Genomic DNA, 14,604 nt, shown 5'->3' on the forward strand with positions numbered 1-14,604 from the left:
GCCCGCCCGCCCCGCCCCCCCTCCGGCGAGGGGGGCGGCGCGCTCCTGACGCGCGGCCGTCCCTGCAGGGGCGGCCCACCCGACGCGGCCGCTCCCCCTCGACGCGCCGCGATCCAGCGAACCGGCGGCCCCGGGCGGGCCGGCGTTCCGCCAGACACCTGCGGAAGGACCCCGAAGATGGGCGCATCCGGCTACATTCTCAGGCGCCTCGGCTACGGCGTGATCCTGCTGCTCGGCGTGGTCGTCCTGAACTTCCTGCTGATCCACGCCGCCCCCGGCGACCCGGCCGAGGTCATCGCCGGCGAGATGGGCGGCGCCACGCAGGAGATGATGGACAAGATCCGCGCCGACTACGGGCTCGACAAGCCGCTGATCGTGCAACTGGGCCTCTACCTCGGCGGCGTGGTCACCGGCGACCTGGGCGAGAGCTACTTCTTCAACCAGCCGGTGATCGAGCTGATCGGGGCCCGCATCGTGCCCACCATCCTGCTGGTGGTCGCGGCCCAGATGATCGCCATCACCCTGGGCGTGGGCATGGGCGTGCTGGCCGCGCGCCGCCCGCAGGGGGCCTGGTCGGCCTTCGTCTCGGTGTTCTCGACCATCGGCTACGCCGCGCCGGTGTTCTGGACGGGGCTGATGCTGATCATCCTCTTCGCCTCCATGCTCCCCCTGTTCCCGGTCGAGGGGATGGAGAGCGCGCGCTTCTCCGGCGGGCCGATCCTCTATGCGCTCGACGTCCTCCACCACCTGTTCCTGCCGGCGCTGACGCTGGGGATCATCTTCCTCGCGCAATACGCGCGCCTGTCGCGCGCCTCGATGATCGACGTGCTGGGCGCCGACTACGTGCGCACCGCCCGCGCCAAGGGGCTGAGCGAGCGCAAGGTCACCTTCAAGCATGCGCTGCGCAACGCGGTGCTGCCGATCATGACCGTCGCCGGCATCCAGTTCGGCAACCTGATCTCCGGCGCGCTGCTGGTCGAGACGGTGTTCAACTGGCCCGGCATGGGGCGGCTCGCCTTCGACAGCGTGCTCCGCCGCGACTACCCGACCCTGCTGGGCGTGCTGTTCTTCGCCGCCCTCATGGTCGTCGTCGCCAACCTTCTGACCGACCTGGGCTATCGCCTGGCCGATCCCCGCATCCGCACCGGAGGCAGCCGAAAGTGACCGACGTGGCGACCAACCCTCCCCAGACCGCCGCCGCCCCCGCGCCCGCCGCCTCCGGCCCCGCCGTCGAGGCCGTCAGCCCGCTGCGCGAAAGCCTCGGCATCTTCCTCAAGAACCGCCCGGCGCTGGTCGGCACGGCGATCCTGGCGATCATCCTGCTGGCGCTCCTCTACGGCACGTTCTTCGTCACCGCCGACCCTTACGAGATCGTCTGGGCCCCGATGACCCCGCCGTTCGAGGAGCCGGACTACGCCCTCCTCGGCACCGACTACCTCGGCCGCGACATCCTCGCGGGCCTGCTGACCGGGGGCTGGCCGACGCTGGCCGTCGGCGCCGCCGCGGCGCTGCTGACGGTGGGCATCGGCATCCTGGTCGGCGCCCTCTCGGGCTTCTTCGGCGGCTGGGTCGACGACCTGCTGATGCGGGTGACCGAGTTCTTCCAGGTCCTCCCCGCGCTGCTCTTCGCCATGGTCCTGGTGACCCTGTTCTCGCCCTCGCTCGCCACCATCGCCATCGCCATCGGCGTGGTCAGCTGGCCCCAGACCGCCCGCCTGACCCGCGCCGAGTTCCTCCGCATCCGAGAGCTGGAATACGTCGCCGCCGCCCGCTCCATCGGCGCGAAGAACAGCCGCATCATCTTCCGCGTGGTGCTGCCCAACGCCCTGCCGCCGCTGATCGTCTCGGCCACCCTGACCGTGGGCGTGGCGATCCTGTTCGAGGCCGGGCTCTCCTTCCTCGGCCTGGGCGATCCCAACACCATGTCCTGGGGCCTGATGATCGGCCAGAACCGCGGCTACCTGCTCGAGGCCTGGTGGCCCGTCACCCTCCCCGGCCTCGCGATCTTCCTGACCGTCTTCGCCATCTCCCTGATCGGCGACGGCCTGAACGACGCCTTCAACCCGAAACTCCGGTCGAGGTGAGCGATATGGACCCCCTCCTCTCCGTCCGCGACCTGAAGGTCGAGTTCGACACCCGCCACGGCCGCGTCACCGCCCTCGCCGGCATTTCGCTGGACGTGATGCCCGGCGAGACCCTCGGCATCGTCGGCGAGTCCGGCTGCGGCAAGTCCATCACCGCGCTCGCGATGATGGGCCTGATCCCCAACCCGCCCGGCCACCTCACCGACGGCCAGATCGTCTTCGAGGGCGAGGACATCACCCGCGCCAGCCCCAGGCGGATGCGCCAGCTCCGCGGCCGCGACATCTCGATGATCTTCCAGGAGCCGATGACCTCCCTGAACCCCGTCTTCACCGCCGGGGACCAGATCGCCGAGGCCATCATGCTCCACCAGGACGTCTCGAAGAAGGAGGCCTGGGAGGAAGCGGTCGAGCTGCTGCGCGTCGTCGGCATCCCCGAGCCGCGCCGCCGCGCCGCCTCCTACCCCCACGAGATGTCCGGCGGCATGCGCCAGCGGGTGATGATCGCCATGGCGATCTCGTGTCGGCCCAAAGTCCTGATCGCCGACGAGCCGACCACCGCCCTCGACGTCACCGTGCAGGCCCAAATCTTCGACCTGATGCGCGACATCCAGGAGAAGTTCGGCGTGGCCATCGTGATGATCACCCACGACATGGGCGCCATCGCCGAGATGGCCGACCGCGTCGCCGTCATGTACGCCGGCCGGGTGATCGAGCAGGGCCGCGCCGACGACATCCTCGACGACCCGCGCCACCCCTACACAAGCGGCCTGATCGGCTGCATCCCCGCGCTGGGCCGCGAGGCCGCCTCGGCCGAGCGCCTCCCCCCGCTGGCCGAGATCCCCGGCGTCGTCCCCCCCCTGCACCTGCTCGGCGCCGGCTGCGCCTTCGCCGACCGCTGCCCGCTGGTCCACGACCGTTGCCGGCGCGAGCGCCCGCCGCTCGCCCCCCACGGCATGGCCGCCCAAGAGTTTCTGGGGGGCCACGCCGTCGCCTGCCACGCCGCCGAACGGGAGATCGCCGCATGAGCTTCGACGGACACCCCTCCGCCGGCCCCTCCGGCGCCGCGCCCCTCGCCGAGCAGCCGCTGCTCGAGGCCGTCGGCCTCTCGGTCCGCTTCCCGATGCCGAAGAAATCGCCGTTCGCGGATCGCGATTATCTCCACGCCGTCCGGGGGGTGAACTTCAAGGTCCACGCCGGCCGCACGCTGGGGGTGGTGGGCGAATCCGGCTCCGGCAAGACCACCACCGCCATGGCCGCCGTCCGCCTGACCGAGGCCTACGACGGCGCCGTGATGTTCGAGGGCCGCGACGTCCTGAAGATGGGCCCCGAGGCCCTGCGCAAGCAGCGCCGCGACATGCAGGTGATCTTCCAGGACCCCTACTCCTCCCTCAACCCCCGCGACCGCGTCGGCGCCATCGTGCGCGAGCCCCTCGACCTGATGGACGTGGGCGAGCGCAAGGACCGCGCCGACCGCGTGAAGGAGCTGTTCTCCCTCGTCGGCCTGCGCCCCGACCAGATGGCCCTGTTCCCGCACCAGTTCTCGGGCGGCCAGCGGCAGCGGATCTCCATCGCGCGGGCGCTGGCGACGAACCCCAAGCTGATCGTCTGCGACGAGCCGGTCTCGGCCCTCGACGTGGCGATCCAGGCGCAGGTGCTGAACCTGCTGCGCCGGCTTCAGGACCAGTTCGGGCTGTCGTATCTCTTCATCTCCCACGACCTCGGCGTGGTGCAGTTCATCTGCGACGACATCGCGGTGATGTATCTGGGCGAGATCGTCGAATACGCCGACCGCCCCACCCTCTTCGCCGCCCCCCGCCACCCCTACACGGCCGCCCTGCTGGACGCGGCCCCCTCGCTCGCGCGGCGCAAGTCGGCGGGCTACTCGCGGGCGGGCGCGGTGAAGGGCGATCCGCCCTCGCCGATGAACCTGCCCAAAGGCTGCGCCTTCGCCGGCCGCTGCCCGCGCGCGCAACCCCGCTGCAAGGACGAGAAGCCGATGCTCCGACCGCTCGAGGGCGCGAAGGTCGCCTGCCATTTCCCTCTGGAGGGATGACGCCATCTGGTCCTAGGCTCGCGTCAGCCTGGACCTATCCCCCGTCCCCCCGGCGCTGATAGACCGGCATCATGCATCCGCCGTCCGTCCGGGGATGAAAGGAGTTCCGATATGAACGTCGCCGCCAATCCCAACGACCTCTCCGACGTCATCGCGGCCGACAAGGCCAACGTCTGGCACCACCTGGTCCAGCACGCGATGTTCGAGACGGTCGATCCCAAGATCATCGTCGAGGGCAAGGGCCTGCGCGTCTGGGACGCCACCGGCCGCGAGATGATCGACGCCGTCTCCGGCGGCGTGTGGACCGTCAACGTCGGCTATGGCCGCGAGCGGATCGCCGACGCCGTGCGCGACCAGCTGGTGAAGATGAACTACTTCGCCGGCGCCTCCGGCTCGATCCCCGCCGCGCTGTTCGCCCAGAAGCTGATCTCGAAGATGCCGGGCATGTCCCGCGTCTACTACTCGAACTCCGGATCCGAGGCCAACGAGAAGGCCTACAAGATGATCCGCCAGATCGCGCACAAGAAGTACGGCGGCAAGAAGTACAAGATCCTGTTCCGCGAGCGCGACTACCACGGCACCACCATCGCCGCGCTGGCCTCCGGCGGCCAGCCCGAGCGCGCCATGCAGTACGGCCCCTTCCCGGAAGGCTTCATCCAGGTGCCGCACTGCCTCGAATACCGCGCCCAGTGGGACGTCGAGGACTACGGCCGCCGCGCCGCCGACGCCATCGAGGAAGTCATCCTGCGCGAGGGCCCCGAGACCGTGGGCGGCCTGGTGCTGGAGCCGATCACCGCCGGCGGCGGCGTCATCGTCCCGCCCGAGGGCTACTGGCCCCGCGTGCAGGAGATCTGCGAGAAATACGACATCCTGCTGCACATCGACGAGGTCGTCTGCGGCATGGGCCGCACCGGCGAGTGGTTCGGCTACCAGAACTTCGGCGTGAAGCCTGACATCGTGACCATGGCGAAGGGCGTCGCCTCGGGCTACGCGGCGATCTCCTGCACGGTGACCACCGAGCGCGTCTTCGACATGTTCAAGGACGACGCCTCGGACCCGCTGGGCTACTTCCGCGACATCTCCACCTTCGGCGGCTGCACGGCCGGCCCGGCGGCGGCGCTGGAGAACATGAAGATCCTCGAGGAGGAGAACCTCCTCCAGAACACCAAGGAGCGCGGCGCCCAGCTGATGGCCCGGCTCGAGAAGATCAAGGCCAAGCACGAGATCGTCGGCGACGTCCGCGGCATGGGCCTGTTCCAGGGCCTCGAGCTGGTGGCGAACCGCGAGACGAAGGCGCCGCTGGACGAGAAGATCGTCGCCAGGGTGGTCGCCGCCGTGGGCGCCCGCGGGGTGATGATCGGCATGACCAACCGCTCGCTCCCCGGCCTGAACAACACGCTGTGCCTGTCGCCCGCGCTGATCGCCACCGCGGCCGACATCGATGCGATCGCCGACGCCGTCGACGCCGCCATCGCCGAGATCGCCGCGACGCTCTGACCGCGGCTTCCCCCGGACATCGCCGACCCGGCCCTCTCAGGAGGGCCGGGACCTCCCCCCGCGGCCGCAGCCTTGCGACCGCGCTCTCTCCGCGCGCCCGCCCGCCCCCGCCGGATCTGCGCCCCCGAACGGACCGACCCCGATGAACAAGCCCTTCTCCCCCCTCGACGCCGCCCCTGAAGAGCTCGCCCAGGCCCCCGACGCCGCCGCCCTCGCCTGGCTTTCGGCGCTGGAGCGCCGCAACCTCATCGCCGGCGCCCTGGTCGAGGCCCCCGCGGGGATGGAGGTGACCGAGCCCGCCCAGATGACCCCCCTCGGCCAGGCCGCCGCCTCCGGCCCGCAGGAGGTCGACGCCGCCGTGACCGCGGCCGCGCAGGCGCAGCCGGGTTGGGCCGCCATGCCCGCCCGCGCCCGCGGCAAGCTGGTGGCCGAGGCCGGCCGCCGCCTCTCCGTCCAGGCCGAGCCCATCGCCCGCCTTCTCGCCCGCGAGACCGGCAAGGCGCTGCGCACCGAATGCCGGGGCGAGCTGGCGGTGGCCGCGGATCTGCTGGAGTTCTACGGCGGCCTCGGCTCCGAGCTGAAGGGCGAGACGATCCCCTTCGACCCCAAAACCCTCTCCGTCACCACGCTGGAGCCGCTCGGCGTCGTCGCCGCGATCCTGCCGTGGAACGTGCCCCTCGTGCTGATGATGCTGAAGATCGCCCCCGCGCTGGTCGCCGGCAACACCGTGGTGGTGAAGGCCGCCGAGGAAGCCCCCTTCGCCACGCTCGCCGCCGCCGCGATCCTCGACCAGGTCCTCCCCGACGGCGTGGTCAACGTGGTCGTCGGCGACGGCCTCGAATGCGGCGCCCCCCTGACCAACCACCCCAAGGTGGCGAAAATCACCTTCACCGGCTCCGAGGAGGTCGGCGAGACCGTCTACGGCGCCGGCGCCGACCGCATCATCCCCGTGTCGCTGGAGCTGGGCGGCAAGTCCCCGATGATCGTCTGCGCCGACGCGGACCTCGAGAAGACCGTGACCGGCGCCATCGCCGGCATGCGCTTCACCCGCCAGGGCCAGAGCTGCACCGCCGCCTCGCGCATCTACGTGCACCGCACGCTCTACGACGCCTTCCTCGCCGCCCTCTCGGCGAAGCTGGAGACGCTGGTGATCGGCGACCCGCTGGACGAGGCGACCGACGTCGGAACCATCGTCTCCGCCACCCAGAAGGCGACCGTGGACCGCTACGTCCGGCTGGCCGAGGCCACCCCCGGCGCCACCGTCCTCAGGATCGGCAAGCTGCCCGAGACCGGCGTCGCCCCCGACCTCTTCATGCAGCCCACCCTGCTGCTGGGCCTGCCCGAGGATAGCCCCTGCGTGCAGGAGGAGATCTTCGGCCCGGTCTGCGTGATCCAGGCCTGGGACGACTACGAGGCGGTGATCGAGGCCGCCAACGCCACCCGCTACGGCCTCGCCGCCACGATCTGGACCCGCGACATCGGCCTGGCCCTCGACGCCTCCCGCCGGGTGAACGCCGGCTACGTTCAGGTGAACCAGAATCTTACGATTCAGCCCAACCTGTCTTACGGCGGGTTCGGCCGGTCGGGCCTGGGGAAAGAGGCCTCCCTCGAGGCCATGGTCGCCCACTTCACCCGTAACAAGACCATCGTCCTGGCGGGCATGTAGGGGCGTGGAGGCCCTCTCCACCCTCCTCGCCGAGCAGGCGCCGCAGGCGGGGACCCTGGTCCTCGCCTGCCTCTCGGTGGCCGTCGCGGGGGTGCTCCGCGGCCTCACCGGCTTCGGCTTCGCGCTGGCGGCGGTGCCGCTGCTGTCGATGTTCCTGGTCCCCGCGCAGGCGGTGGCATTGGTCATCTGCATGCAGGCGCTGGTCGGCTTCCGCGACGTGGTGCAGGTCGGCCGCCTGGTCGAGTGGCCCGCCGTCGGCCGCCTCTCGCTGGGCGCCATCGTCGGCACGCCCGTCGGCGTCGCCCTGCTGGCCTGGCTCGACCCCGCCGCGATGCGCCTCGCCATCGCGGCGCTGGTCGGCATCGGCCTCGCGATGCTGCTCCGCCCCGGCCGCGCCCCCGTCCCGACGCCGGAAGGCGAGGCCCCCTCCTCCCGCGGCGCCCTCCCGACGGGCGTCCTCTCCGGCCTCTTCGGCGGCCTCGCCGCCATGGCCGGCCCGCCGGCCATCGTGTGGTTCATGCGCGGCGGGCGCCCGCCGGCGGTGATGCGCGCCAGCCTGATGGTGTTCTTCTTCGCCACCTCGATCATCGCCGCCCCGATGCTGGTCTGGAGCGGCGTGCTGGACCTGCGGGTCCTGATCCTCGGCCTCTGCGCCCTGCCGGCGCTGGTCCTCTCGACCTCCGCCGGCGCCCGCCTCTTCGCCCGCACCTCCGACGCGGGCTACCGCCGCGTGGCGCTGGGCGTGCTGGCGGCCATGGCCGCGGCCTCGGCGCTGCGCGGCGCGCTCGACCTGCTGGGGGGCTGAGGCCGGCGGCCGCCGCGCCCGCGTGCGGCCGGCCGCGGGAGGCCCCCTACGACCATGGTCGCGTTGCGGCCACGGCCGCCTCCGCCAGACTGTCGCAGGGTCCGGAACGGATCCGGATCGCGACCACCAGCGGAGGAACCCATGGCCTGGACGACCCCCAAGATCGACGAGATCGCCTGCGGGATGGAGATCAACATGTACTTCCCGGCCGAAGACCGGGAAGCCGACGAGCTCTACTGAGCGGGAGCGGCCGGCCGTGGCGGGACTCGAGATCATCGTGCTCGGCGCCGCGGCCGGCGGCGGCCTGCCGCAATGGAACTGCGGCTGCGCCAACTGCGACGCGGCCCGGGCGGGGCGGATCCCGCCGATGACGCAGAGCTCGCTGGCGGTCTCGGCCGACGGGCGGGACTGGGCCATCGTCAACGCCTCGCCCGACATCGGCCGGCAGATGGCCGCCACCCCGGCCCTGCACCCCACCGCCCCGCGCACGTCCCCCCTGAAGGCGGTCCTCGTCACCAACGGCGACATCGACCACGTCGGCGGCCTCCTGACCCTGCGCGAGAAACAGTCTTTCAATCTCTGGTCCACCGCCGAGATCGGCGAGGCCCTCGCCGCCAACCCGATCTTCGCCGCCCTCGACCCCGCCCTGGTCCCCCGCCGCACCGCCGCCCTCGAAACCCCCTTCGAGCTTCTCCCCGGCCTCGCCGCCACCCTCTTCGCCGCCCCCGGCAAGATCCCCCTCTACCTGGAGGGGGAGGCGCAGACCCTCCGGACCGATGTCGAGGGCGAGCAGACCGTCGGCGTCCTGCTCGAGGCCTACGGCCGCCGCGCGGTGATCGCCCCTGGCTGCGCCCGCCTGTCGCCCTCGCTGGCGGCCCGGATCGAGGGCGCGGACCTGCTGTTCTTCGACGGCACGCTGTGGGCCGACGACGAGATGATCCGCCTCGGCCTCGGCGCCAAGACCGGCCGCCGCATGGGGCACATGTCGATGTCGGGGCCCGAGGGCTCGATGGCCGCGCTGGCGGACCTGGAGATCGGCCGCCGCATCTACGTTCACGTCAACAACACCAACCCCGCGATCCTCCCCCAGGGGCCGGAGCGGCGGGCGCTGGAGGCGGCGGGCTGGACCCTCGCCCAGGACGGCATGGAGTTCCGCGCATGATGGATGGATCCTTCCCCCCGCCCCCAAAAGCCCGGTCCCGCGAGGCCCTCACGCGCGAGGCCTTCGAGGCCCGCCTGCGCGCCATCGGCGCCGCGCGCTACCACGACCGCCACCCGTTCCACGCCCGCCTGCACGGCGGCCGGTGCTCCCCCGACGAGGTGCGCGCCTGGGTGATCAACCGCTGGTTCTACCAGTCCCGGATCCCGATGAAGGACGCCGCCTTCATGAGCCGGGTCGAGGACCCCGCCCTGCGCCGCGAATGGCGATCCCGCATCGAGAACCACGACGGCTCCGACGGCGCCCCCGGCGGCATCGCCCGCTGGCTGACGCTGGCCCGCGCGGTGGGCCTCGACCCCGACTACGTGGCCTCGGGGCAGGGCGTCCTCCCCGCCACCCGCTTCGCGGTCGAGGCCTATGTCCGCTTCGTCCGCGACATGCCGCTGCTGGACGCCGTCGCCTCCTCCCTCACCGAGATGTTCGCCCCCAAGATCCACGCCGACCGCATCGAGGGCCTGCTGCGCCACTACCCCTTCGCCGACGAGACCTCGCTCAGCTACTTCCGCACCCGCCTGTCCGAGGCCCCGAAGGACGTCGCCTTCGGCCTCGCCTGGGTCCTCGACCACGCCGACACGGCCGAGAAGCAGGACGCCGCCGCCGCCGCGCTGACCTTCAAGACCGACGTGCTCTGGTCCCAGCTCGACGCGCTCTGGGGCGCCTATGTCGAGGGCCGGGTTCCGCCGGGCGCCTGGACCCCGGGCGAGGGCCTGGCATGAGCCTCGCCGACCACCACCGCCCCCGCCTGCTGCGCGGCGTCCGCGTGAAACGCGACCGGGTGCGCGGCGTCGACGTGCTGCTGGCGCCCGAGCGGGTGCTGCGCCTCGACCCCGTCGGCTGCGCGATCCTGGCCGAGACCGACGGCGAGCGGAGCTTCGCGGACATCGTCGCGGCGCTGGCCGCCCGCTTCGACGCCCCCCCCGCCCGCATCGCCGCCGACGCCCGCACGTTCCTGCAGACCCTGATCGACCGCCGCATCGCGGAGGCGAGATGACCGAGACCGCCCTCGCCCCCTCGGCCGCCTCGCGCCCCGCGCCGCCCCCGCCGCTGGCGATGCTGGCCGAGCTGACCCACCGCTGCCCGCTCGCCTGTCCCTACTGCTCCAACCCGCTGGAGCTGACCCGCAAGGCGGCCGAGCTCGACACCACCCAGTGGACCGAGATCTTCGCCCAGGCCGCCGAGCTGGGGGTCCTGCAACTGCACCTCTCCGGCGGAGAACCCCTGTCGCGCCGCGACCTCGAACCCCTGGTCCGCGCGGCGCGGGCCGTGGACCTCTACGTGAACCTCATCACCTCCGGCATCGGCCTGACCGAGCGCCGGCTGGATGCGCTGGAAGCCGCCGGCCTCGACCACGTCCAGCTCTCCCTGCAGGGCGTGGACGCGGACTCGGCCGACGAGATCGGCGGCTACCGCGGCGGCTTCGTCCGAAAGATGCAGGCCGCGCGCTGGCTGGCGGCCCGAGGCATTCCCCTGACCCTGAACGCGGTGATGCATCGGCGGAACCTCGACCGGCTGGAGGCGACCATCGCGCTCGCCGTCGAGATGGGGGCCCGGCGGCTGGAGGTCGCCACCGTCCAGTTCCACGGCTGGGCGAGCCTCAACCGCGCCGCCCTGATGCCCACCCGCGCCCAGTCCGAGCGCGCCGCGGCCGTGGTCCGCGAGGCCCGCGCCCGCCTGAAGGGCGTGCTCGCCATCGACTACGTCCCCGCCGACCACCACGCCGATTTTCCCAAAGCCTGCATGGGGGGCTGGGGCTCGACCGGGCTGAACGTGACCCCCGACGGGACCGTGCTGCCCTGCCACGCCGCCCAGACCCTCCCCGGCCTGCGCTTCGAGCGCGCGCCGGCGACGCCGCTGGGGCGGATCTGGTGCGACTCGCCGGCCTTCCAGGCCTACCGCGGGACCGACTGGATGCAGGCGCCCTGCCGCACCTGCGAGCGGAAGACGAAGGACTTCGGCGGCTGCCGCTGCCAGGCGATGGCGATGACGGGCGATCCGGCGGCGACCGATCCGGTCTGCATCCGATCCCCCCACCGCGAGGCGCTGACGGCGCGGGCGGAGCGGGACGCGGGAGGGACCGCGGCGCTGGTCTATCGCGAAGGCTGCGGGTGAGGAGGCGCCCTGCGGGCGGGCCTGGCCTGCGCGCGCTTCGCGCGCGGCGGGCGGGCGCCCGCAGGGGCCGCTTCTGAACTCACCCAAGAACAGGCCCGCGCCTGTCCTCCGCAGCCGTCCGTCGCTGAAGATGCCTGAGCGACTCGCCCGCCCCGGTCAAGGACAAGCCCCCTTCGGGGGTCGCTTCGCGATCCTTGACCGGGGCGGGCGAGTCGCTCTGATCGGCATCAGCGACGGACGGCTCCGGAGAACAGGCGCTCCCGGCAGGGCCTGGGGCCGGCGGGGACCGCCTCCGAGGGCGGGGCGAGGCGGCGGGTTGGAGCCGGGCGCGGCGGGGAGCGTCGGGGGGGCGGAACGCAAACGGCCGGCCCCGGGGGCCGGCCGTGGCGGTCGCGATGGCGCGCGGGCTCAGTCGGCGGGGGCGGCGCGCTCGGCCTCGGGGAGGCCTTCGGGCTGGCCGATCACCGTGACCTTCAGCGCCTCGGGGGCCAGCAGGCGCGCCGCCACGCGGGCGATGTCGGCGGGCGTCACCGCCTCGATCAGCGCGTTGCGCTCCTCGAGATAGGCGGGCGTGAAGCCCTCCTCCATCAGGCCCGCGAGCTGGCCGGCGATCTTGGCGTTGGAATCGAAGCGCAGCGGGTAGGCGCCGGTCAGGTAGCGCTTGGCCGCCTCCAGCTCCTCCTCCGTCACGCCTTCGTCGCGCATCCGCGTCCACTCGGCCCGGATCACCTCGATCGCCTCCGCCACCCGGTCGTTGGCCGAGGCGACCCCGCCCGCCATCAGCGCCGCCCGGTCGTAGGGCGCGAGGTAGGAATAGACCCCGTAGGTCAGGCCACGCTTCTCGCGCACCTCCTCGGTCAGGCGCGAAGTGAAGCCGCCGCCGCCCAGGATGTGGTTCATCACGTAGGCCGGGATGAAGTCGGGATCGTCGCGCGCCAGCCCCTCCTGCACGAAGGCCGCCGAGGACTGGGGGATGTCGAAGGGGATCACCGTGAGATCCCGGTCCGGGGAAAGCTCCGCCGGGCCCAGCGGCTCCCACGGCTCGGCCGGCAGGTCGCCCAGCAGGCGGTCGAGGAGCGGGCCCAGCTCCTCGGCGGTGATGTCGCCCACCACGCCGATGGCGAGGCGCGAGCGGTTCAGCGCCCGCTCGCGGGCCGCGCGCAGGTCGCCCGCGTCGATGGCGGCGACCGACTCGGGCGTCCCCTCCATCGGCCGCGCATAGGGGTCGTCGCCGAACAGCTCCTCGCGCCAGCTCCGGGCCAGGATCGCCTGGGGATCGGTCGCCTGGTCGCGCAGCGTCGCCAGGATCGAGGCGCGCATCCGCTCCATCGGCTCGGGGTCGAAGCGCGGCTCCACCAGGGCCGAGCGCAGCAGCTCCACCGAGGCGTCGCGCGTCTCGCTCAGCATCCGGGCGGAGACGGTGAACGAATCCCGCCCCGCCTCGAACCCGTAGCGCATCGCGAGCTGGTCGGCGCGGGCCGAGAAGGCGGCCGACTCCAGCTCCCCCGCCCCCTCGTCGAGCATGGTCGAGAGGAAGTGGGTCACCCCCACCTTGTCGTCGGGCTCGCGCGAGGCGCCGCCCTCGAACGAGATCTCGATCGCCACCATCGGGATCGAGGGCTCCTCCACCAGCCAGGCGACGATGCCGCCGGGGGAGGTCACGATCTCCACGTCCGTGGCCGCCTGGGCGGGGACGAAGGGGACGGCGAGAAGCGCCAGCGCGGGCGCCACGATGCGGGCGAGACGGCTCATCCCTGCTGCTCCTGCGTGTCGGCGTCGGCGGTGGGGGCGGCGGCCTCGGGCGCAGGCGCGCGCAGCCAGCCGGTGACGGCGCGGCGGCGGTCGAAGACCTCCCGCGCCGCCTCCATCACGTCGGCGGCGGTCACCGCCTGCAGCCGGTCCGGCCACTCGGCGATCTGCTCGAGCGTGTAGTCCGAGGCCAGCGCCTGGCCGTATTCGCGCGCCAGCGCCATCTGGCTGTCCTGGCGATAGACCTCGGCCGAGCGGTAGCCCATCTTGATGCGCGCCAGCTCCTCCTCGGTCGGCCCGTCGGAGGCGAGGAAGTCCGCCAGCGTCGCGTCGAGCGCGTCCTCCGCCTCCTGCAGCGTATGGTCGGGGGCGGGCACGGCGTAGAGGCCGAACTCCCCGTAGTCGCGCCAGTCGCCCGAATACCAGGCGCCGGCCTGCAGGGCGACGCCGCCGCCCACCACCATCGCCTGGGCGAAGCGCGAGTTGATGCCGTCGCCCAGCACGTCCGCCAGCACCTGCAGGGCGGCCGCGCGGGCCTGGTCGTCGCGCCGCGCGATCGTCAGGTACTCGCGCATCACGTAGGGCTGGCCGATGCGCGGGTCCTCGTAGACCATCCGTCGCTCGACCAGCTGCGGGGGCTCCATCGGGCGCGCCCGCTCGGGCAGGTTCTCGGTGGGGGCGAGGGGGCCGAAATGCTCGCGCGCCAGGTCCTCGACCTGCTCGGGCGTCACGTCGCCGGCCACCACCAGGATCGCGTTGTTGGGCGCATAGTAGGTGCGGTAGAAGTCGAGCGCGTCCTGGCGCGTCAGCCCCTCCATCTCCGCCCGCCAGCCGATCACCGGGATCCCGTAGGGGTGGTTCATGTAGAGCGCCGCGTCGCGCTGCTCGCCGAAGATCGCCTGCGGGTTGGTGTCGGTGCGCGAGGACCGCTCCTCCAGGATCACCTGCCGTTCGGGCGTCACCTGGGCGTCGGTCAGCTCCAGGTCGCGCATCCGGTCGGCTTCCATCCGCATCACCAGCCCCAGGCGGTCGGCGGCGATGCGCTGGAAATAGCCGGTGTAGTCGCGCGAGGTGAAGGCGTTGTCCTGCCCCCCGTTCGCCGCCACGATCTTCGAGAAGGCGGCGTCCGGGATCTCGTCGGTGCCCTTGAACATCAGGTGTTCGAGGAAATGGGCGATGCCGGACTTGCCCGGCGGCTCGTCGGCGGCGCCGATGCGGTACCACACCATGTGGGTGACGACCGGGGCGCGGTGATCCTCGATCACCACGCCGCGCAGGCCGTTCTCCAGCTCGAAGGTGGTCACGGCGGGCTCGGCGGCCGCGGGGGCGGCGAGGCTCGCGGCCAGGGAGGCGGCGACGAGGGCCGCGCGGGCCCGGCGGCGCGCCGGCCTGGGGGCGGGAAGGGTCATGCAGGGCTCCCCT

14 protein-coding genes are annotated in these 14,604 nt (G+C 72.6%); 12 read left to right on the top strand and 2 right to left on the bottom strand.

All coding sequences use genetic code 11. From position 1 onward, the window contains the following. The first annotated feature begins 177 nt into the window (after positions 1-177). The 12 genes from BM064_RS07135 to pqqE all read left to right on the top strand — a co-directional run bounded on the left by BM064_RS07135 (position 178) and on the right by pqqE (position 11,433). A complete protein-coding gene (locus BM064_RS07135) occupies positions 178-1,164 on the top strand; it encodes an ABC transporter permease (RefSeq protein ID WP_092859062.1) in 987 nt (328 codons plus the stop codon). Continuing rightward, positions 1,161-2,084, top strand: a complete 924-nt coding sequence (locus BM064_RS07140; protein ID WP_425426150.1) for an ABC transporter permease — start codon at positions 1,161-1,163, stop codon at positions 2,082-2,084. Before BM064_RS07135 ends, BM064_RS07140 begins: the two co-directional genes overlap by 4 nt. A 5-nt stretch (positions 2,085-2,089) precedes the next feature. After that, complete coding sequence (locus tag BM064_RS07145; RefSeq protein ID WP_092859063.1) at positions 2,090-3,109, top strand: ABC transporter ATP-binding protein; 1,020 nt, start codon at positions 2,090-2,092, stop codon at positions 3,107-3,109. Further along, positions 3,106-4,137: an ABC transporter ATP-binding protein gene (locus BM064_RS07150; RefSeq protein ID WP_092859064.1), complete on the top strand. Its 1,032-nt coding sequence runs from the start codon at positions 3,106-3,108 to the stop codon at positions 4,135-4,137. The genes BM064_RS07145 and BM064_RS07150 overlap by 4 nt, the downstream gene beginning before the upstream one ends. A 111-nt stretch (positions 4,138-4,248) precedes the next feature. Next, complete coding sequence (locus BM064_RS07155) at positions 4,249-5,634, top strand: aminotransferase family protein (RefSeq protein WP_092859065.1); 1,386 nt, start codon at positions 4,249-4,251, stop codon at positions 5,632-5,634. 142 nt (positions 5,635-5,776) lie between these two features. After that, on the top strand, positions 5,777-7,300 hold the full coding sequence (locus BM064_RS07160; protein ID WP_092859066.1) for an aldehyde dehydrogenase family protein: 1,524 nt from the start codon (positions 5,777-5,779) through the stop codon (positions 7,298-7,300). 4 nt (positions 7,301-7,304) lie between these two features. Then, the gene (locus tag BM064_RS07165; protein WP_245779081.1) at positions 7,305-8,105 is read left to right on the top strand and encodes a sulfite exporter TauE/SafE family protein; all 801 of its coding nucleotides are present in this window, start codon (positions 7,305-7,307) and stop codon (positions 8,103-8,105) included. A 141-nt stretch (positions 8,106-8,246) separates the two neighbouring features. Further along, positions 8,247-8,345 (top strand): pyrroloquinoline quinone precursor peptide PqqA, encoded by a 99-nt coding sequence (gene pqqA, locus BM064_RS26790; RefSeq protein WP_143103276.1) that lies wholly within the window; start codon positions 8,247-8,249, stop codon positions 8,343-8,345. Positions 8,346-8,361: 16 nt separating this feature from the next. Next, on the top strand, positions 8,362-9,267 hold the full coding sequence (gene pqqB / locus BM064_RS07175; RefSeq protein WP_177236174.1) for a pyrroloquinoline quinone biosynthesis protein PqqB: 906 nt from the start codon (positions 8,362-8,364) through the stop codon (positions 9,265-9,267). Continuing rightward, positions 9,264-10,040, top strand: a complete 777-nt coding sequence (pqqC, locus tag BM064_RS07180) for a pyrroloquinoline-quinone synthase PqqC (protein ID WP_245779082.1) — start codon at positions 9,264-9,266, stop codon at positions 10,038-10,040. The genes pqqB and pqqC overlap by 4 nt, the downstream gene beginning before the upstream one ends. Beyond that, on the top strand, positions 10,037-10,315 hold the full coding sequence (gene pqqD, locus BM064_RS07185) for a pyrroloquinoline quinone biosynthesis peptide chaperone PqqD (RefSeq protein WP_092859068.1): 279 nt from the start codon (positions 10,037-10,039) through the stop codon (positions 10,313-10,315). The genes pqqC and pqqD overlap by 4 nt, the downstream gene beginning before the upstream one ends. Beyond that, on the top strand, positions 10,312-11,433 hold the full coding sequence (gene pqqE, locus BM064_RS07190; protein ID WP_092859069.1) for a pyrroloquinoline quinone biosynthesis protein PqqE: 1,122 nt from the start codon (positions 10,312-10,314) through the stop codon (positions 11,431-11,433). The genes pqqD and pqqE overlap by 4 nt, the downstream gene beginning before the upstream one ends. A 408-nt stretch (positions 11,434-11,841) precedes the next feature. Here pqqE and BM064_RS07195 read toward each other — a convergent pair whose 3' ends face one another. After that, the gene (locus BM064_RS07195) at positions 11,842-13,185 is read right to left on the bottom strand and encodes a M16 family metallopeptidase (RefSeq protein WP_092859070.1); all 1,344 of its coding nucleotides are present in this window, start codon (positions 13,183-13,185) and stop codon (positions 11,842-11,844) included. Continuing rightward, positions 13,182-14,591: a M16 family metallopeptidase gene (locus tag BM064_RS07200; RefSeq protein ID WP_092859071.1), complete on the bottom strand. Its 1,410-nt coding sequence runs from the start codon at positions 14,589-14,591 to the stop codon at positions 13,182-13,184. The genes BM064_RS07195 and BM064_RS07200 overlap by 4 nt, the downstream gene beginning before the upstream one ends. Positions 14,592-14,604: the final 13 nt, after the last annotated feature.

Source organism: Albimonas pacifica (assembly GCF_900113695.1).
Classification (GTDB): domain Bacteria; phylum Pseudomonadota; class Alphaproteobacteria; order Rhodobacterales; family Rhodobacteraceae; genus Albimonas; species Albimonas pacifica.